Origin of the sequence: Kitasatospora sp. NPDC059599 (genome assembly GCF_042735125.1) — a bacterium.
GTDB lineage: Bacteria > Actinomycetota > Actinomycetes > Streptomycetales > Streptomycetaceae > Kitasatospora.
In genome coordinates this window covers 1-18,009 of sequence record NZ_JBHWCL010000181.1, presented here as the reverse complement: position 1 = coordinate 18,009, position 18,009 = coordinate 1, and the positions used below count along the sequence as shown (strand labels likewise).

The 18,009-nt window shown below is 73.7% G+C and carries 13 protein-coding genes; 9 read left to right on the top strand and 4 right to left on the bottom strand.

All coding sequences use genetic code 11. The features are described 5' to 3' along the window. Positions 1-42 precede the first annotated feature (42 nt). Positions 43-1,587 carry an FMN-binding glutamate synthase family protein gene (locus tag ACFV04_RS38685; RefSeq protein ID WP_380535694.1) on the bottom strand — a complete coding sequence of 515 codons (1,545 nt, stop codon included), beginning with the start codon at positions 1,585-1,587 and terminating at the stop codon, positions 43-45. A 315-nt stretch (positions 1,588-1,902) separates the two neighbouring features. Between ACFV04_RS38685 and ACFV04_RS38680 the strand changes: the two genes are divergently transcribed. After that, a complete protein-coding gene (locus ACFV04_RS38680; protein WP_380535692.1) occupies positions 1,903-3,876 on the top strand; it encodes a lamin tail domain-containing protein in 1,974 nt (657 codons plus the stop codon). A gap of 927 nt (positions 3,877-4,803) precedes the next feature. On the opposite strand, the gene ACFV04_RS38675 is transcribed toward ACFV04_RS38680, so the two are convergent. Then, positions 4,804-5,484, bottom strand: a complete 681-nt coding sequence (locus ACFV04_RS38675; protein ID WP_380335636.1) for a GPP34 family phosphoprotein — start codon at positions 5,482-5,484, stop codon at positions 4,804-4,806. Positions 5,485-6,177: 693 nt separating this feature from the next. Between ACFV04_RS38675 and ACFV04_RS38670 the strand changes: the two genes are divergently transcribed. After that, positions 6,178-6,603: a hypothetical protein gene (locus tag ACFV04_RS38670; protein ID WP_380335639.1), complete on the top strand. Its 426-nt coding sequence runs from the start codon at positions 6,178-6,180 to the stop codon at positions 6,601-6,603. Positions 6,604-6,655: 52 nt separating this feature from the next. Here the strand turns inward: ACFV04_RS38670 and ACFV04_RS38665 are convergent, their stop codons facing one another. Together ACFV04_RS38665 and ACFV04_RS38660 are read right to left on the bottom strand one after the other, a co-directional pair. Next, a complete protein-coding gene (locus ACFV04_RS38665) occupies positions 6,656-8,002 on the bottom strand; it encodes a DUF2254 domain-containing protein (RefSeq protein WP_380335642.1) in 1,347 nt (448 codons plus the stop codon). Between the two features lie 416 nt (positions 8,003-8,418). Next, on the bottom strand, positions 8,419-9,486 hold the full coding sequence (locus ACFV04_RS38660; protein WP_380535696.1) for a polyprenyl synthetase family protein: 1,068 nt from the start codon (positions 9,484-9,486) through the stop codon (positions 8,419-8,421). Positions 9,487-9,791: 305 nt separating this feature from the next. On the opposite strand from ACFV04_RS38660, the gene ACFV04_RS38655 reads away from it, so the two are divergent. The 7 genes from ACFV04_RS38655 (at position 9,792) to ACFV04_RS38625 (ending at position 17,973) form a co-directional block, all read left to right on the top strand. After that, positions 9,792-11,834: a prolyl oligopeptidase family serine peptidase gene (locus tag ACFV04_RS38655; protein ID WP_380535690.1), complete on the top strand. Its 2,043-nt coding sequence runs from the start codon at positions 9,792-9,794 to the stop codon at positions 11,832-11,834. After that, positions 11,831-11,992, top strand: a complete 162-nt coding sequence (locus ACFV04_RS38650) for a hypothetical protein (RefSeq protein WP_360267534.1) — start codon at positions 11,831-11,833, stop codon at positions 11,990-11,992. The genes ACFV04_RS38655 and ACFV04_RS38650 overlap by 4 nt, the downstream gene beginning before the upstream one ends. A 117-nt stretch (positions 11,993-12,109) precedes the next feature. Then, positions 12,110-14,068, top strand: a complete 1,959-nt coding sequence (locus tag ACFV04_RS38645) for a RiPP maturation radical SAM C-methyltransferase (RefSeq protein ID WP_380535688.1) — start codon at positions 12,110-12,112, stop codon at positions 14,066-14,068. After that, positions 14,049-14,723, top strand: coding sequence for a DUF5825 family protein (locus tag ACFV04_RS38640; RefSeq protein ID WP_380535686.1), 675 nt, complete (start codon positions 14,049-14,051; stop codon positions 14,721-14,723). The genes ACFV04_RS38645 and ACFV04_RS38640 overlap by 20 nt, the downstream gene beginning before the upstream one ends. 87 nt (positions 14,724-14,810) lie before the next feature. Continuing rightward, positions 14,811-16,010, top strand: coding sequence for a cytochrome P450 (locus ACFV04_RS38635; protein ID WP_380535684.1), 1,200 nt, complete (start codon positions 14,811-14,813; stop codon positions 16,008-16,010). After that, positions 16,003-17,349, top strand: a complete 1,347-nt coding sequence (locus ACFV04_RS38630) for an MFS transporter (RefSeq protein ID WP_380535682.1) — start codon at positions 16,003-16,005, stop codon at positions 17,347-17,349. The genes ACFV04_RS38635 and ACFV04_RS38630 overlap by 8 nt, the downstream gene beginning before the upstream one ends. 198 nt (positions 17,350-17,547) lie before the next feature. After that, a complete protein-coding gene (locus ACFV04_RS38625) occupies positions 17,548-17,973 on the top strand; it encodes a hypothetical protein (RefSeq protein ID WP_380335653.1) in 426 nt (141 codons plus the stop codon). The last annotated feature ends 36 nt before the right edge of the window (positions 17,974-18,009 follow it).

The window sequence follows — 18,009 nt, the reverse complement described above, 5'->3', positions numbered from 1 at the left end:
CCGTAACGCACGCCCCGCCCCGGTCCCACCACTGGTCGCGCGTCAGACGGCCGGCTTCCCCGCCGGGGCCGGCGCGGCCGCGACGAGCGCCGTGATCTCCGCGGCGAGCCGCGGGCCGAGCTCGCCCCAGCCCTCCTTGTAGCCGTAGACGCCCGCCAGGGAACGGGCCTCGTAGTCACCGTTCATGATCTCGATGTCGTCGGCGGTGATGAGCGCGGGGTGGGCGACGCCGACGGCCGACGAGACCTTCATCAGCTCCCTGCGCAGGGTGCGCAGGTAGGAGGCGGCACGGGTGGCCTTCGAGGTCGGGTCGAGGCCGCGGGCCAGCCACGGGTTCTGCGTCGCTATGCCGGTGGGGCACTTGTCGGTGTGGCACTTCTGCGCCTGGATGCAGCCGATCGACAGCATCGCCTCCCGGGCCACGTTGATCATGTCGACCCCCAGCGCGAAGGCGACCGCGGCGTTCTCCGGCAGGCCGAGCTTGCCGGAGCCGATGAAGGTCAGGTCGTCCGTCAGTCCCAGCTCGGCGAAGGTGCCGTAGACCCGGGAGAAGCCCATCCGGAACGGCAGCGACACCGAGTCGGCGAACATCCGCGGCGCCGCCCCGGTACCGCCCTCGCCGCCGTCGACCGTCACGAAGTCGACCCCGCGGTCACCCCGCGCCATCAGCGTGGCCAGCTCCTGCCAGAAGCCCGTCTCCCCCACCGCGCTCTTCACCCCGACCGGCAGACCGGTCTCGGTGGCGAGCAGTTCGACGAAGTCGAGCATCGAGTCGACGTCGGAGAACGCGGTGTGCCGCGACGGGGAGGCGCAGTCCCGACCGACCGGGATGCCGCGGATCCCGGCGATCTCCGGGGTCACCTTCGCGCCCGGCAGCATGCCGCCCAGCCCCGGCTTGGCGCCCTGGGAGAGCTTGATCTCGATCGCCTTGACCGGGGCCCCGGCGACCACGTCCTTGAGCTTGTCGAGGTTGAAGCTGCCATCCTCGTTGCGGCAGCCGAAGTACGCCGTACCGAGCTGCAGGACGAGGTCACCACCCTTGCGGTGGTAGGGCGAGAGACCGCCCTCACCCGTGTTGTGCATCGTGCCCGCCAGCGCCGCCCCCTCGTTGAGCGCCGAGATGGCCGCGCCGGAGAGCGAGCCGAAGCTCATCGCCGAGACGTTCACCACGCTCGCCGGCCGGAAGGCCCCGGCGCGCCCGCGCGGCCCGCCGAGCACCTTGGCCGAGGGCAGCGGGGCCTGCGGGTCGTGGAGGTCGGGCAGGGCGTCGGCGAACGTGCGCTGCTTCAGGTAGGCGTGCCCCTGGACGTGCTCGACGTCCACCTCGGTGCCGAAGCCGAAGTAGTTGTTCTCCTCCTTCGCCGACGCGTAGATCCAGGTGCGCTGGTCCCGGCTGAACGGGCGCTCCTCCTCGTTGGAGGTCACGATGTACTGCCGCAGCTCCGGACCGATCGTCTCCAGCAGGTACCGGGCGTGCCCGATCACCGGGAAGTTCCGCAGCAGCGCGTGCTTCTTCTGCACGAGGTCGCGGGCAGCCAGGAGCGCCACCGCTGTTGCGGCGGCCGCGCCGATCTTCCGGGCTTGCATGGGCGTTCCTCCTCGATGCACGACTCCCCCCGCGGCACGCGGGGAGCGTCGTCGTGTCCTGTCGGGCGTCGGACGGCGGGCAGCCGGCCGCGCGGGCGGCGGCGTCCGTCGAATGAATGCGACTCGAATGGTAGGAGGCCTCCCGGACGGGCCCGCGGCCAGGGGTCCGGTCCGCGGTCCGGCCGGCACCCGGTGCGACGGGTGGGACCGGTGCAACGCGTGGTACCGGCACGTGCCTGGCGTTCCGGTGTCCAGCAGACGGCATTCAGCCGGAGTACACGCCGTTTCAAGCTTGTGTCAGCAGAGTTCGGCCTCGTGCCTACCTCACACTCTCGTACCGGCGTCGCCTCCGTCTGCGCCGCGGCTTTGACGTTCTCGGGTCTGGTCGTCACCGGACTGCTCGGCGCGCAGCCCGCGGCCGCCGCCGACCCGGCCGGCTACCAGAACGTCCGGATCAACGAGGTCACCTCGGCGAACAGCGACACGGTGGAGCTGTACAACACCGGCTCGACCGCGGTGAGCATCAGCGGCTGGAAGATGTCGGACGACGGCTTCTCGCCGCAGTCCTTCAGCCCGTCCGCCGGCAGCATCCCGGCCGGCGGCTTCGTCACCTTCAACTCGCCCAAGGGACTGGGCGACTCGGACAAACTGGTGATCTACACCGCCGACGGCACCGTGGTCGACCGCGTCGACTGGGCCACCGGCGGCGCGAAGCCCGCGATGGCGCGCTGCGGCGGCGACGGCACCGGCGCGTGGGTGACCACGACCGCAGCGACCACGTTCGGCGCCGCGAACGCCCCGGGCTGCCCGTCGTCGACCCCGGCGGCGAGCCGGGTGCGGATCAACGAGGTCACCTCGGACGGCGCGGACACCGTGGAGCTGTACAACGGCGGCACGAGTGCGGTCGGCATCGGCTCGTGGAAGTACGTCGACAACGACACCAGCCACTCCCCGGTCCCGATCTCCTCCTCCTCGCCGAGCGCGACCAGCATCCCCGCGGGCGGCTACGTCACCTTCAACTCCTCGCTGGGGCTGGGGGACAACGACTCGCTCTTCCTCCTCGACGCCAACGGCACCACCGTCGACTCGGTGACCTGGGCGACCGGCGGCGCCAAGCCGTCCACCGAGCGCTGCGCCAACGGCACCGGCTGGTTCCGGACCTCCACCACCGCCACGCTCGGCAGCGCGAACTCCTGCACGGGCGGCGGTGGCGGGGGCGGCGGCCAGACCGGACGGCTGCTCGGCGGCGGTGGCGCCCTCACCAGCGGCTGCACCCCGGAGGCGCCCTCCGGCACGGGTTCCACCCCGGCGGGCACGCTGGCCTGGCCGGGCGGGCTGGACGTCACCATCGCCGACAACGTCTGCGCGTTCACCACGTCCACCGGCCCCGAGGGCCGTGACCTGAGCGGCCTCGCGTTCGACCCGGCGAACCCGTCGGTGCTCTGGGCGGCCAAGAACAAGAACTGGCTGTACAAGCTGGTCAAGAGCAACGGCAAGTGGATCCCGGACCCGTCCTGGAGCGCGACCGGCAAGCAGATCCGCTTCGCCGGGGGCACCGGCCAGCCGGACTCCGAGGGCCTGACGGTCGGCGGCAACGGCCACGTCTACGTGACCTCCGAGCGCGACAACTCCGACAACACGGTCCCCAAGGACACGATCATGGAGTTCGACCCGACCGCGACCGGATCGACGCTCACGCCCGTCCGCCAGTGGGACATGACCTCGCAGTTCCCCCAGCTCGACACCGGCAGCAAGGACGACGCCAACCTGGGCTTCGAGGGCGTCGGCTACGTGCCGGACAGCTGGCTGACCGCCAACGGCTGGGTCGACCCGCTGACCCACGCCGCCTACGACCCGGCGAACTACCCGCTGCACGGATCCGGCCTGTACGCCGCCGGCCTGGAGTGGGACGGCACGCTGCACGTCTACGGCCTCAACTCCGACGGCACGTTCACCACGTTCGGCGCCATCGCGACCGGCAAGGCCTCCGTGATGGACGTGACCTTCGACGCCGGAACCCAGCGCATCATCGCGACCTGCGACAACACCTGCGGCGAGACGCACACCCTGATGAAGATCGACGCCACCGGCGCGATCGTTCCGGACGTGACCTACACGAACCCGGCCGTCATGCCGATCGACAACCTGGAGGGCTTCGCGCTCGCGCCGACCTCGACCTGCGTCAACGGCTTCCGCGAGGCGGTCTGGAGCGACGACGGCATCTACGGCTTCGGCTCCGGCAGCTCCTCCTCCGGGCACTCACTGTACAGCGGCACCTTCCCCTGCTGATCCCCCCGCCCGCCGGAACCGGCCCACCCCGCTCCGCCTCCGCGCCGAGGCGGAGCGGGACCGGACGAGGCACCCGCGGAACGCGCAGTGACGGAGCTCCCGGTCGACGGCCGGGAGCTCCGTCGTGCGGTGCTGCGCGCGCCACTCCGAGCACGCCGCCCCGAGCACGCCGATCGACCAGCGGCTCCGGGGCCGGAGCACCGCTGGTCACCCCGAAGTCACCGGCGCCCGACCGGCGTCTGCGGGCGCGGTCCGCCCACCACGGGCGCGGCCTCCGGAACCATTCCTCCGCCACCGCCGTCCAAGGGCGGGCACCGCGACACAGCGACAACGGAGGCGACCACCATGAGACGACCCACGGCCGTCCCGGCCGCCGCTCTGCTCTTGGTCCTCGCCACCGGAGCCTGCACGTCCGGCGGTGGGCCGCCACCCGCGCCGCCCGCGGCCCCCGCCTCCCCCGGCACGGCCACGGAACCAGCCGACGCACCCGGCCCGGCACCCGGCCTCGCGCCCACCACCGGAGCCGCCACGGCAGTGCCCGTTCCCGCACCGCCCCCGACCGGCACCGTGCCGGCCGGCACTCCGCCCGCCGGGCCCCGGCCGCCCACAACGCCGACGCCGCCGGCATCGCCGGCCTCGCCGACGCCCCCGGTCGGCCGGACGGCCACCCCTCCCCCGGCGAACGGCGAGAACCCGGTCGACCTCCAGCACCGCCCGAGCCTCCCGCCCACCCGGTAGGCGGCCCGCGCCGGAGCCCGTCGCGCCGCCGACTCGCCGTCACGAACCGGTCCCGCCCGTCGTCACGACAGGATCCCGCCCCACGGGGCCGGCTGATCCCGTCTCACGCCCACGCGGCGAGCGCATCCACCCGCGTCCCGCGGCTCCCGGGGAAGGAGCCGCAGGACACCGTGTCCGGCCGTCCGCCCGTCAGCTGACGGCCGCCGTGGCGGCCGTGGCGACGGTGACGGCCGTGATGGCCGCGATGGCGATGCGCATGTTGCGGATCGCCTGGCCGACGGAGTCGCCCGCCCAGTCGCCCGCAGCGATCTCCGCGAAGCGCAGCTCCACCCGTGCCCGGGGGAGGTCGGAGAAGGCCAGGCCGTGCAGCCGGGCGGCGTGCAGAAGGGCTATCAGGGTCGCGGTGCGGACATCGGGCGCCTCGTGATGCCGGATCACGGCGGTCAGCCGCCCGCGCAGTTCACGCTCGACGGAGCCGTCCGCCTCCGGGTAGCGCCGGACCGGGAAGAGACCGAGGACCTTGTGGCGCTCCTCGACGACCAGGCCGCGCTCGCACAGCCGTTGCACGGTGGCCCGGACCGCCGTCGGGTGGTCCTTGGTCAGCCAGTCCGCCGCCTTCGCCTTGCCGGGACCCTTGCGCCCGATCCACTCGGCGAGCCGCGCCAGGCGCTCGTCGAGCAGCGGTTCGCCGGTCGGGGTGGGGTCGGTGACGCTGAGCCGGCCTTCGTCGAGCGCGATGCGGCCGGCCAGCGCGAGGTCGGCGAGGAAGCCTCCCGCCACCGCCCATCCGGCGCTCGAACTGTCCTTCGCCACACCGGACTCGTCGTCCAGCGAGAGCAGCATCAGCTCCTCGGCGAGGGTGACGTGCATGTGCCATTCCTTTCCCTGTTCGGATCGGACACCCCGCGGCGCGCCTGCCGGCCGCCGCACCCGGGTGTCCTCAGCCAGCAACGCCCGCCCGTGCGGCCCGGTTCCCCGGTCGCCTCCGCTCCCGGGCAGGCGGGGCCGGACCGGCCCCCGACGTCATCATCCACCCCGCGCCGCCGGTTTCCCGCATGCGTCCCCGACCGCCGTCGAGCGCCCGGCAGCGTCCTCACCAGGCATCACGCGCCTCCACGCACCCTCACACGCCCTCACACGAACGACACCCGACCCGCGCAGAAGCCTCGCTCCGGCCGGGTGTCGCAACCCCGTCCGGTCTGCGTACGCTCGCATCCGATCCGGCCCGGACTGCGGGCGGCGTGGCAGTCACCGCCGGGATCCCGGTCAGGCCGCACCTACGGAAAAGATCCCATGACTTACTGCACGCCCTGCCAACGCCATCTCAACGGCGCGCTCTCCTGCCCCGGCTGCGGCCGGACCGCCGGTCCCTCCGGTGGGGAGCCGGCGCTCGGGGAGTCAGCGCTCGGGGCGGCGGTCGGGGAGCCGGCGGGCCCCCGACCCGGACGACCGGACGAGACCCCGTCCACCGCGTCCGCTTCCCCACCGCGCCGCTCGGCGGGACGGTCCGCGGGCCGCTCGGCCCGCCGTCGGAGCAGCCGGCCCAAGGGCACGGCCCTGGCCGTGTCGGCGGCCGGCGTGGTGGTCTGCGGGCTGGCCACCGTCCTGCTGGCCGGCGGCCATTCGGACGGCGCGGTGGCCCCGGCCGCCACGGGCCCCGCATCCCCCTCGCAGGAAGCCGCGTCGACCCCCGGCGCCCCGGCCTCACCGGTCCCGATCGCCGTCACGAGCGCGGCCACGGCCCGGCCGCAGGCGTCGGCCACCGCCACCCGGTCCAAGCCGTCCGGCGGCACGGCCTCGGCCTCGGCGTCCGCCTCGGGCCCGTCCTCGTCGGCCGTCTCCCGGCCGCCGGCGGACCCGCCCACGAACCCCGCCCCGAGCACGACCGGACCGAACACCGGTCCCGCGCCGCAGCCGTCCGTCAGCCCGCACCCGACCTCCCCGACCGCCACGCCGAGCTGTACCCGCCTGCTGTTCTGGTGCACCTGAGCGGGGCGGCCGTCCGGTCCGCCCCCGGCGCCGCCAGTCCCGCCCGGCGCCGTCAGTCCCGCCCGGCGAGGCCTGCGTGCACGGCGAGGAGGTTCAGGTAGCGGCGGTGGACGTCGGCGCGGTCGGCCTGTTCGGTCACCGACGCGTGGCTGAGGCGTTCGATCATCTCGGCCTGGTCGAGGAGCACCCGGCTCTGCTGCTCCGTCGTCGTCTCGGACATGATCTCCGCGAGGGCGTCGAGCTGGCGGATCAGGACGGCCGGCATGCCGTGGGCGGCCTGACGGATCTTCTCGAAGGCGCGCTCGACCAGCCGTTCGTAGCTCACGGGGGCGGTCATCACCCGGATGTGTCCGGTCCCGTCCCGGTGGACCGGATTCGGGTGCCAGTGGGCGGCGACCCGGCACAGGCCCTCGCCGAGCCAGTCGATGCAGGTCAGGGCGGTGAAGGTGTCGTTGACGGCAGTGGAGAGCGCCCGGATGGCGATCTCCACCAACTGGTCGACGGCGAAGGCGACGTCCTGGGCGAGCGTCCGGGTCGAGCCGGTGATGTGGGCGCGGGCGAAGCTCCGGGCCACCTCGGGCGCCGCCTCGGCGGGCCAGACCGTGGCGAGCTGATGCCCCCGCACCAGGAAGTGCCCGGGCCGGTGGTCCAGCCGGATGACGGCGTCGAGCTCCGTCGCCATCCGGACGAGCGTGCGGTGTCGGACGAACTGCAGGTAGCCACTGGCCGGCGCCGGGACGGCCGCGCCCGCGGTGTCGAGCCGGGCGTGCAGTTCGGCCGCGGACAGCCCGGCGACGGCCCCGCCGGCCCGTGCCGGTTCGCCCGCGTCCGCCTGGATCGCCGCCGAGAGCTCCGCCGCGATGCTGGCGATGACCCTGGGCAGCTGGATGGACGTGGCGATGTGGTGGATGAAGTAGATCAGCACGGCCAGGTCGGCCATCACCAGCACCATGCAGACGGTGATGGACAGATGGGGCACGAGGTCGCCGTGCGAGGCGGGCCCGATGACGACCAGCGACAGCATCGTGTACACGAACGTGCCGACGAAGGTGCCCAGGGTCAGCTGGGTGGTGCGGTCCCGGATGAAGGTCCGCAGCATGCGCGGGCCGAACTGGGTGGAGGCCAGGGTCAGCGTCACGATCATGATCGAGAACACCACGCCCACGACGGTGATCAGGGCCGCCGCGATGGCGGCGAGCGTCTGCCGGGCGGCGTCGGCGGTGCCGCTGATCACCCAGGACGGCAGGGTGAGGTCCCCCCGGTAGGCGGCCCGGTCCAGGGACCAGGTGACGGCGAACAGCAGCGCGGCGAGCACGACCTCCAGGATCGGCACGACCCACAGGTTCGTCCGTAGCGCCTCGCGGCGCCACTGCGCCTCCAGGTGGACCCCGCGGATCACGTCGACCTGCCTTCTGCCGGCCGACGTCGACCGTCGGACCCGGTGGACCCGATGGACCCGGTGGACCCGGTGGACCGCGGACGGGGTGACACCGAGGAACCTCCTGTGAGCAGCCGGGATCGGGGCCGGCGGTGTGCCGCGGGGCTCTCGACGTCGGAGCGGCCGCCGACGTGCCGCTCCGGGCGCCGGCTCCCGTGGGCCGGAATGCCGTCGGCGTCCTTGAGTATGCGGGCCAGGTGGAGCCGGTTCCAGGTCATGGAGGTGGTGTCGCGATCGGTGCCCCCACTCTCCGGTGTTCACCGGTGTCCTCCGGTGTTCTCCGGTGCCCTCGGACGCTCCCGGGTGTCGTCCGGCCCGCCGGACCCGCGCCGCCCTGCCGCCCTGCCGCCCTGCCGCCCATTCACCCTGCCGCCCGGTCACCCGCCCGCGATCACGTTCGACAGCGGCAGGCCCTCGAAGAACGCCACCGCGTCCTGGCGCCAGTGCGGGCGCCAGCCCTCGGCCTCGGCCCGGGCACCATCGGCGCAGCGGCGCATCTCGGAGCGGAGCTTCCCGTCCACGCCCAGCAGCCGGGCCAGCTCGCGGACCTGCTCGACCGTGTCGTCCGGGCAGTGCGGGTCGCCGAGCGCGGACTCCACCACGGCCCGCTGCCCCTCGTCCGCGCCGGCGAGCAGGGCGCTGACGGCGTAGCTGCGGCGTCCCGCGCGCAGGTCGGCGCCGGTGGACTTGCCGGTGGCGTCCTCGTCGCCGAACAGGTCGAGGTAGTCGTCACGCAGCTGACCGCCGATGCCGACCAGGGTCGCGTACCGGCGCAGCCGTGCGTCGTGCCGGGCCACGTCCTCGCCGGCGGCCAGCAGCCCCAGCCGGAGCGGGGCGAGCACGGAGTACCGGGTGGACTTGTACTCGCAGACGGTGTGCAGGAACTCCTCGTCCGGGAGCGGCCGGAAGTCGCGTTCGAGGTCGACGATCTGGCCGGCGACCGTCTCGGCGCCGGCGTTCAGCTGTACCTCCAGCATCGCCTGGCGCAGTTCCGCGGGGACGTCCGCGTCCAGCAGCACCCGCATCGAGAGGAAGGCGGCGAGGTCCCCGGCCAGGACGGCCAGGCCGAGCGCGGTGCGGTCCGCCTCGGGGAACTCCCGGCGGTAGGCGTAGTAGGTGGAGGGCCCGCCGCGGCGTACGGGCGCGTCGTCGATGATGTCGTCGTGGACGAGCCCGTGCGTCTGGAGCAGTTCGATGCTCAGCGCGGCCTCCGCCAGGCCGGGCACCGGGTCGGTGGTGACCAGCCGGGCGGCCTCGTACAGCAGGGCGACCCGCAGCCGCTTGCCGCCGCGCAGCGAGAGGTCCCGCAGCAGTTCCAGGCAGCGTGGGGTGAAGCGGCTGAGCGGCGGCGTGTCGAGGCGCTCCGGCAGGGCGGCGAAGTAGGCCTCGAAGCGCAGGTCGAAGCGGCGCCGGTGTCCGGCGGCCCGTTCGCGGGCGGCTGCCATGATCGTTTCGTTCACGGGGCCCACCCTCGCATCCTCAGGGGCGCACCCGCGCCGCCGGGGTCGCGGTCGATCCGTCGGGTCGGTCCGTCGCGGTCGATCCGTCGGGTCGGTCCGTCGGGGTCGGCCATCTTTCGGCCAACCGTGCGAAAGGTCTGTTCGCCGTCACGGCACCCCCCTAGAGTGGCCGCGATCCTCCACAAGTGACCTTTTCTTCACGTCGGTTCACCGGATCTTCACGCCGGATCACCGGCCTCGGAACGTTCAGCGCAGCCTGTTCCCACCATCGAGCCGGAAGGGCCGGGTCCGTGACGCAGGCGTTCCAGTCCCCCGGCTTCGCCGCCCTGGCGGCCGACCGCGCGGTCGAGACACGGCTCGTCGACGAGCGCTGGCAGGCCGTCGCCTGGGACCTGAGCACGGATCGGCGCCGGGTGGTCACCGACCGGCCGGAGGGCGTCCACCTGAGCGAGATCGAGCCGGACGGCGACGCCATCTGGTGGTTCGACGCCGACAGTGCGGGGGAAGGGCGGTGGCGGCGCGAGCCGTTCGCCGACGCGGCGGACGACTCGGGCGGAGCTGACGGCTCGGGTACGCCGAACAGGTCGGGGACGGCGAACGGCCCGGGTACGGCAGACGGCCCGGGTACGGCGGACGGCGAGGCGCTGCACGGCGTGCCGCCCGGGCGGGCGTACGGCCTCGCCTTCGACCGGACGGGCGCGCTCGCGGCGGTGGCCGTCGGTGTCGACGGCGCCTCGCACTGCTACGTCGGACCGCCCGCAGGCGAGGCCCGGCTGATCGGCTCGGTGCCGGGGTACCTGGGCCTGGCCGACCTGTCGCCGGACGGTCGGCTGCTCGCCCTCGGCGGACGGCCCGACGGGGACGACGCCGTGGTCCTGTGGCCGACGGATGCTCAGGCGGCCCCCCGGGCGGGCGGCCGGACGGACAGCCCGGCCGACCGTCCGCTGCGACTCGCCGGGGACCGCCGCCTGCGGCTCTGGCCGATCGAGTTCAACCCGCTCGCGCTCCTCGAACCGGAACTGCTGCTGGTGGTCGAGGAGGACGAGCGGTACACCGTCGCGACCTGGCGGGCGGGCCCGGGGCTGCGCAGGTGCCCGGGGCTGTCGTTCGACTCGCAGATATCGGCCGGCTGGTACCGGGGGCCGCGCGGGGTTCTGATCCAGCACGAGCAGGCCGGGCGCAGCCGACTGCTCGTCGCCGACCTCGGCCCGCGGCCGGGCCGGGCGGCGCCGCAGCAGGAAGCGCCACAGCAGGAAGCACCGCAGCAGGAAGCACCGCAGCCGGGCGCACCGCAAAGACCCGTGGACCGGAGACCGGCAGCACAGGCTCCGCCCGTCCGGGAGATCCGCACCCCCGGCGGCACGATCCACGACCTGTCCTGCGCCCCGGACGGCACCCTGCACTGCGTCTGGAGCCGGGAGTCGACGCCGCCCCGGCCGCTGGTCCTGCGCCCCGGCGCGGAGAACGCGCACCACCTCGACCCGGACCAGGACGACACCTCCCGCAGCCGGCGCTGGACCCTGCGGCCGTACGGACGGATCCACAGCTTCGTCAGCACCCCGGCCGGCCGGGGCCCGTGGCCGACCCTCTTCCTGGTCCACGGTGGCCCCGCCACCCACGACCGGGACTCCTACGACCCGCGGGTGAACGCCCTGGTCGGCCGCGGCTACGCGGTGGTGCGCACCAACTACCGCGGCTCCACCGGCTACGGCGCCCGCTGGCAGCACGAGTACGGCCACCGGGTCGGGCTGGCGCAGATCGAGGACCTGGCCGCCGTCCGCGCGGAACTGGTCGCCGACGGGACGGCGCTCGCGGAGCGCACCGGCCTGTGCGGATTCTCGTGGGGCGGCTACCTGACCCTGCTGGCGATGGGCGCGCAGCCGGAGCTGTGGTCGCTCGGCATGGCCGCCCAGCCGATCGCGGACTACCCGGCCGCCTACCGCGCCACCACCCCCGCACTGCGCGAGCTCGACCGGCAACTCTTCGGCGGGACCCCGGACGAGGTGCCCGAGCGCTACCGGGCGGCCGACCCGCGCTCGTACGTGCACCGGGTCCGCTCGCCCGTCCTGCTGGTCGCGTCGCGGACCGACGAGCGGTGCCCGCCCGACCAGGTCGCCCGGTACGCCGAGGACCTGCGCCGGCGCGCGGTGCCGCACGAACTGCTCTGGGTGGACGGCGGCCACTACAGCCGCCGGACCGCCGACCACCGATCGGTGCTGGCCGCGATGGTCCGGTTCGCCGAACACGCCTGGCCCGCACCGCTCCCCCGGTCACCTCGGGGCGATCGCCCCGAGGCACCCGCCGAGCCGATGGAAGGAGGTGAACAGCCATGAAGCGACGCAGCATTCAGAACGACCCGATCAGCACCCCGGAGCGTGACCGGGGCGCCGTCGTGGTCCAGAACTTCGCGCTCGACATCACCAAGGCCGCACCGGTCGCGCCTGCCCTCAAGGGGCAGCCGAAGCCGAAGCCGGAAGCCAAGGGCAAGTGACCCACCGTCGCTCCGGGGCGCCCTCGGCACCCCGGAGCGGCACCCCGCCGACCGCCCGCGGAACGACGACCGACCGACCGCGACCCGACCGACCGCGACCCGACAGAAGTGGCCACCATGCGTATCGTCCTGCTGCACATGCCCTGGGGCGCGATCGACGTGCCGTCGCTGGCGCTCGGGATCCTGCACACTGCCGCCGCGCGCGCCGGGCACGTGGTCGAAGTCCGGTACGCCAACCTGGACTTCGTGGACTGGGCGGCCGAGCACGCGGGCTTCGGCGTGGACGACTACCAGTACTTCTCCGAGAAGTCCTACTTCCAGGGCGCGGGCGACTGGGCCTTCGCCGGCACACTGTACGGCGACGACGACGCCGACACCAACAGCGCAGGCACCGGCACCGCCACCGACACCGGCTTCGCGAGCTACGTCGAGTACCTGGCCACCAACGGCGCGAGCGAACAGGAGATCGCGCTGACCCGGGCCACCCGCGCGATCGCCCCCGCGTTCATCGCCCGGCTGGTCGAGGAACTCGCCGCCGACCCACCGGACCTGGTCGGCTTCACCACCACCTTCCAGCAGAACACCGCGAGCCTCGCCGCCGCGAAACTGCTCAAGCAACGGTGCCCGCAGGTGCGCACGGTGTTCGGCGGCGCGAACTGCGACGGCCCGCAGGGCGCCGCGCTGCACCGCAACTTCCCCTTCCTGGACTACGTGGTGCGCGGCGAGGGCGAGGCCGCCTTCCCGGCGCTCCTGGAGGGCGGCGACCTCTCCGCCGTCCCCGGGCTGTGCTGGCGCGACGCCTCCGGGACGTCGAAGGCCAACGAGATGACGAGACGCCCGCTGCCGCCCGCGGCGATCCTGGCGCCCCGCTACGACGGCTTCTTCGAACGGCTCGACGCCTCCGTCGCGGCCGGCTGGGTCGATCCCAAGCTCGTCGTCGAAGGATCCCGGGGCTGCTGGTGGGGCGAGAAGCACCACTGCACGTTCTGCGGGCTCAACGGCTCCTCGATGGAGTTCCGTTCGAAGCCGCCCGCCGACTTCCTCGCCGAGGTGCTCGCACTCGCCGAACGCCACCGGCTGCTGGACGTCTACGTGGTCGACAACATCCTGGACATGGGCTACTTCGACACCGTCCTCAAGTCGCTGGCCGAACTCCCGGTCGATCTGCGGCTGCACTTCGAGATCAAGGCCAACCTGCGCCGCCACCAGTTCCAGCTCCTCGGCGACTCGGGCGCGGCCCAGGTGCAGCCCGGCATCGAGAGCCTGAGCACCCGGGTCCTGCGGATCATGGACAAGGGGGTGACGGGCTGCCAGAACGTCCGCGCGCTGCGGGACGCGCAGAGCGCCGGGGTGTCGGTGACCTGGAACTACCTCTACGGCTTCCCGGGCGAACAGCCGGCCGACTACGAGTCGGTGATCCGCCAACTGCCCGTGCTGCACCACCTGGACCCGCCGACCGGAGCGGGACGGATCGCGATCGAGCGGTTCAGCCCGTACTTCGACCGCCCCGAGCTGGGCTTCGCGATCACCCGGCCGGCCTTCCAGTACCGCGCGACCTACCGCCTTCCGGAGAGCGAACTGGCCGAGCTGGCCTACGTGTTCACCGCACCGCCGCGCGGCATCGGCGGCGGCCTCGCGGAGCGGCTGAGCGCGGCGGTCGACACCTGGCTCGCGCGGTTCCCGGACGCCCGGCTCAGTTACCGGGACGCGGACGGACGGGTCGTGCTCGTCAACACCCGGCCCGGGTACGACTGGCGGGTGGTCGAGCTGACCGATCCGGTGGAACTCGCCGTCTTCCGGCTGCTGGCCCAGCCGCGCTCGCCCGCCGCACTGGCCGCCAAGGTCCCCGGCGGCGCGGCGGCGGTCGAGCCGGTGCTGGCGCGCTTCACCGCGCTGGGCCTGCTGTTCCACGACGGGGACAGCTTCCTTCAGGTCGCCGTCGAGTCCGACAACCAGGTGCTGATGCGGATGCAGCACCGGCACGGCCCCGCCGCCGCCCGTCCGCGCACCGACGAGCCGCCCGCCGCCGCCCGCCCGGACACGGAGGAGGTGCCCGATGCCGTCACGATCGGCTGACCGGACCGACACCGCCGCCTGGCACGCGGCCGGCCCGGAGGTCGAGCTGTGGCTCGACCACGACCCCGCCGCGCGGGAGGTGCCGGGCTTCGCGCTCGGCCGCCGCACCCTGGCCGGCCCGGCGCGGGCGGAGGTCACCGACCTGCACCGCGCCGGGGTCCGCTGCCTGCGGCTGACCGAGCCGGTACGGCTCTGCGCGGACGCGACAGCGGCCTCCGCGCGGGCGCTGATGCTGCTGCGCGAGGCGACCGGGCAGGGGCTCGCCGTGCTCTGGCAGGCGGTCTGCACGGACGGCTGCGCGGCGCAGCGCCGATTCCACCACCTTTACCCGCCGGAGCAGTTGACCGGCGCCCCGCAGGACGTCCTCACCGACTGGCGCGCCACGTACTTCCCGTGCAAGTGCGTCTTCCGGCGCGGCCCCGGCTTCGTCGAGGTGCGCGACCGCCGCTTCGGGACGCTGGAACTGTTCACCATCGACGAGCCGGGACACCTGGCACAGCTGGACGCCCTGGCCGAGGGCGTCGAGCCGGGCCTGCTGCCGGACGCCGTCCACCGGGACTTCACCGAGGCCGGTCTGGTCGCCGAACAGGCCGGCCGCACCTGGTTCCTGCCCATGCGGGTGCGCCGCTGGCCCTTCCCGTCGCTGACGGTGTAGCCGCGCGGCCGCATCACGGCGTACCCGTGTGACTGCGTGGCCGCGTACCTGCGCAACCGCGAGAGTTTCGAGCCCGAGGAGAGAGCCATGAGCACCGCGGTCGACGACGCCGCCGCACGGATGTCCGCCTTCATCCGCGATCCCTACCCCACGCTCGCCCGGATCCGGGAGGCCGGCGCGGTGTCCGTCGTGGAGTTCGGCGAGGGCCTGCCGGTCTACCTCGTGACGCGTCACCAGGACGTCCGGGCCGCGCTGACGGACCCGCGCTTCGGGCAGGACGTCCGGCGCAGCCAGGCCATCGCGAGCGGGCGGGGCGCTGGCCTCACGCTCGGTTCGGAGGTGGTCCACATGCTCAACAGCGACCCGCCGGACCACACCCGGCTGCGCCGGCTGATCCAGGGCGTCTTCACCCGCAGGCGGGTCGACCTGATGCGTCCGCTGGTCGAGCGCATCGCCGGCGGCCTGCTGGACGGGCTGCGCGAGCGGGAGAGCGCCGACCTGGTGACGGACTTCGCCTTCCCGCTGCCGATCATGATCATCTGTGAGCTGCTGGGCTTCCCCCCGGAGGACATGCAGGCCTTCCGCACCTGGTCGACCGCGATCCTCACCCAGGGCGGCGAGCTGACCTTCACCCAGGCCACCGCCGAACTGAACGACTACCTGAGGGAGTTGATGACAGCCCGGCAGACGTCACCGAAGGCCGACATCCTGACCGACCTGGTACAGGCCCGGGACGCCGGCGAACTCACCGAGCAGGAGGTGTTCTCGATGGTCTTCCTACTGCTGATCGGCGGTCACGAGACCACCGTCAACCTGCTCGGCACCGCCACCCTGGCGCTGCTCCACCACCCCGACCAGCTCGCCTGGCTGCGCGCCAACCCGGCGGCGATGCCGGTCGCGGTCGACGAATTCCTGCGCTACGAGTCCCCGGTGAGCATGGCCACCCTGCGGTTCACCAACACCGACGTGATGGTCGACGACGTGGAGATCCCGGCGGACGAGCTGGTGCTGCTCTCGCTCGGCGCCGCCAACCGGGACCCGGCCCGCTTCACCGAACCCGACCGGCTGATCCTGGACCGGGGCGATCCGGGCCACCTCGCCTTCGGGCAGGGCCTGCACCGCTGCCTCGGCTCCTTCCTCGGCAAGCTGGAGAGCGAGGTCGCGCTCACCGGCCTGCTGGAGCGCTTCGCGCGGATCGAACTGGCCGCCGCGGAGGAGACCCTGCCGTGGCGCAACACGATCATGCTGCGCGGCCTGGAATCGCTGCCGGTCTCGCTCGATGGCTAGCAGCACGGGGACAGGCGGCACCGGGACGGACGGCGCAGCGACGGACGGCACAGGCACGGACGGCACCGCGACGGGCAGCACGGGAACGGCCGGCGCACGAGCGGGCCGGGCGGCAGCGCTGGTGCGGTTCCGCCCCCGGATCGGCGTCGCACCGCTGCGCTCGCGCGGCTTCCGGCTCCTGGTGATCGGGCAGGGGACCTCGGAGTTCGGCAACGCGTTCCAGGTGGTCGCCCTGCCGCTGCTGGTCTACTCCCTCGCCGGAGGCGCCCGCCAGTTGAGCCTGGTGGTCGCCGCCTACGGCGCGGGCCGGCTGGCCGCCACCCCGCTCGGCGGGATGCTCGCCGACCGGTACGGCGCCCGGCGGATCATGCTGACCGCCGATCTCGGCCGGCTGCTCGCCACCGCCGGACTGTGCGCGGTCGCCGCGGCCGGGGTGGCGGACTTCCGGCTGATCGGCGGGCTCGCCCTGCTGGTCGGCCTCGGCGCAGGGGTCTTCCTGCCGGCCGCCTGGGCCGTCACCCCGTCGCTGCTGCCCACTGATGACCTGCACGCGGGCAACGCGCTGAACAGCACGGTCACCTTCGGCGCGGGTCTGCTCGGCCCGGCGGTGGCCGGCCCGCTCGTGGCGTGGCTGAACCCGGCCGCCGCCCTGGCCGTCGACGCGGCGACCTTCGCCGTGTCGACCGGCACGCTGCTGCTCATCGGCCGCGGCAGCCCCGTCGCACCGCCCGGCCCGGTCTCCGAACGCTCCGCCGTGCCGAAGAACTTCCGCGGCCTGCTCCGGGAATCACCGCTGCTGCGTGCGGTCCTGACCGTGACGGTGATCGCCAACCTGACGGTGGGCGGCGCCACCCGGGTCGCCCTGCCGGCCCTGGCCACCCAGGGCTTCGCCGCCGGCGCCGTCGGACTGGGCCTGCTCCTGGCCGCCTTCACCGGCGGCGCCCTGCTCGGCGGCCTGTTCGCCGCCGGCCTCACCGAACTGCGCTCCCGGGGCCGCGCGGCGATGCTCTCCGGCCTGGTGATGGGCGCGGCGATCGGCCTGGTCCCGTTCGTCGGCCTCATCGGCGCCGCACTGCTGCTCTGCCTGGCCGGCGGCGCCGGCACGGTGACCAACGTCCTGGTCGTCACCGGCGTGCAGAAGAGCACCCCGCCCGCGCTCCTGGCCCGGGTCATGGGAGCCATCACCTTCTGCGCGCTGGGAGTCTTCCCGCTGTCCGTGGTCGCGGCCGGCGCCGCGGTGGACGCCTTCGGCAGCCGGGGGGTGTTCGCGACGACCGGGCTCTGCCTGCTGGCCGCGTTCGGGTACGCGCTGACCAGACAGGAGATCCGCGAACTCTGAGGCCGCCGCCCCCGCCGCGGCACGGCGTTGCGCTGCGGCACGGCACGGCACGGCGGGCACGACGCTGCGGCCGCGCCCCGTCCGTCCTCCGGCCCCTGCCCTCGCGGGATGCGGTGGGTGCGTGGCAGCCTGGAAGCGGAGTCTCCGAGCAGGTCGCCCCACGGGTGACACGGTTGGCCCCGGGAAGGAGTCCACACCATGGCGGACGGTGCCACAGGGGCAGGCCGCAGGCCCCTCACGGTGGAGCGGGCCTTCGCGGGCGGGTGGACCACCTTCGCCGCGATCATGATGCTCATCGGCGGCATCCTGATGGTCCTGGAGGGGATCGCCGCCATCGTGAACAACGACCTGGTGGTGGCCACCCGGAACTACACGTTCTCGTGGAGCACCACGGGCTGGGGCTGGATCCACCTGGCCCTCGGTGTGGTCCTCGTCCTGGCCGGGACGGCGCTCTTCGGCGGCGCGGTGTGGGCGAGGGCCGTCGGCGTCGTCGTCGCCGGGCTCAGCATGATCGCCAACTTCGCCTGGCTGCCCCACTACCCGTTCTGGGCGATCGTCCTGATCGTGATCGACGCCTTCGTCATCTGGGCCCTGTGCGTGGGTCCGACCAAACAGCTGGCCTGAGGGCGCAGCCACCTCCGCCGCTGCCCCTGCCGGGAC

What these genes read in the sequence shown, in the direction of transcription:
- ACFV04_RS38685 (WP_380535694.1), bottom strand. Translation starts at nt 1,587, where the DNA reads ATGCAAGCCCGGAAGATCGGCGCGGCCGCCGCAACAGCGGTGGCGCTC.
- ACFV04_RS38675 (WP_380335636.1), bottom strand. Translation starts at nt 5,484, where the DNA reads ATGCACGTCACCCTCGCCGAGGAGCTGATGCTGCTCTCGCTGGACGAC.
- ACFV04_RS38660 (WP_380535696.1), bottom strand. Translation starts at nt 9,486, where the DNA reads ATGGCAGCCGCCCGCGAACGGGCCGCCGGACACCGGCGCCGCTTCGAC.
- ACFV04_RS38650 (WP_360267534.1), top strand. Translation starts at nt 11,831, where the DNA reads ATGAAGCGACGCAGCATTCAGAACGACCCGATCAGCACCCCGGAGCGT.
- ACFV04_RS38645 (WP_380535688.1), top strand. Translation starts at nt 12,110, where the DNA reads ATGCGTATCGTCCTGCTGCACATGCCCTGGGGCGCGATCGACGTGCCG.
- ACFV04_RS38640 (WP_380535686.1), top strand. Translation starts at nt 14,049, where the DNA reads ATGCCGTCACGATCGGCTGACCGGACCGACACCGCCGCCTGGCACGCG.
- ACFV04_RS38635 (WP_380535684.1), top strand. Translation starts at nt 14,811, where the DNA reads ATGAGCACCGCGGTCGACGACGCCGCCGCACGGATGTCCGCCTTCATC.
- ACFV04_RS38630 (WP_380535682.1), top strand. Translation starts at nt 16,003, where the DNA reads ATGGCTAGCAGCACGGGGACAGGCGGCACCGGGACGGACGGCGCAGCG.
- ACFV04_RS38625 (WP_380335653.1), top strand. Translation starts at nt 17,548, where the DNA reads ATGGCGGACGGTGCCACAGGGGCAGGCCGCAGGCCCCTCACGGTGGAG.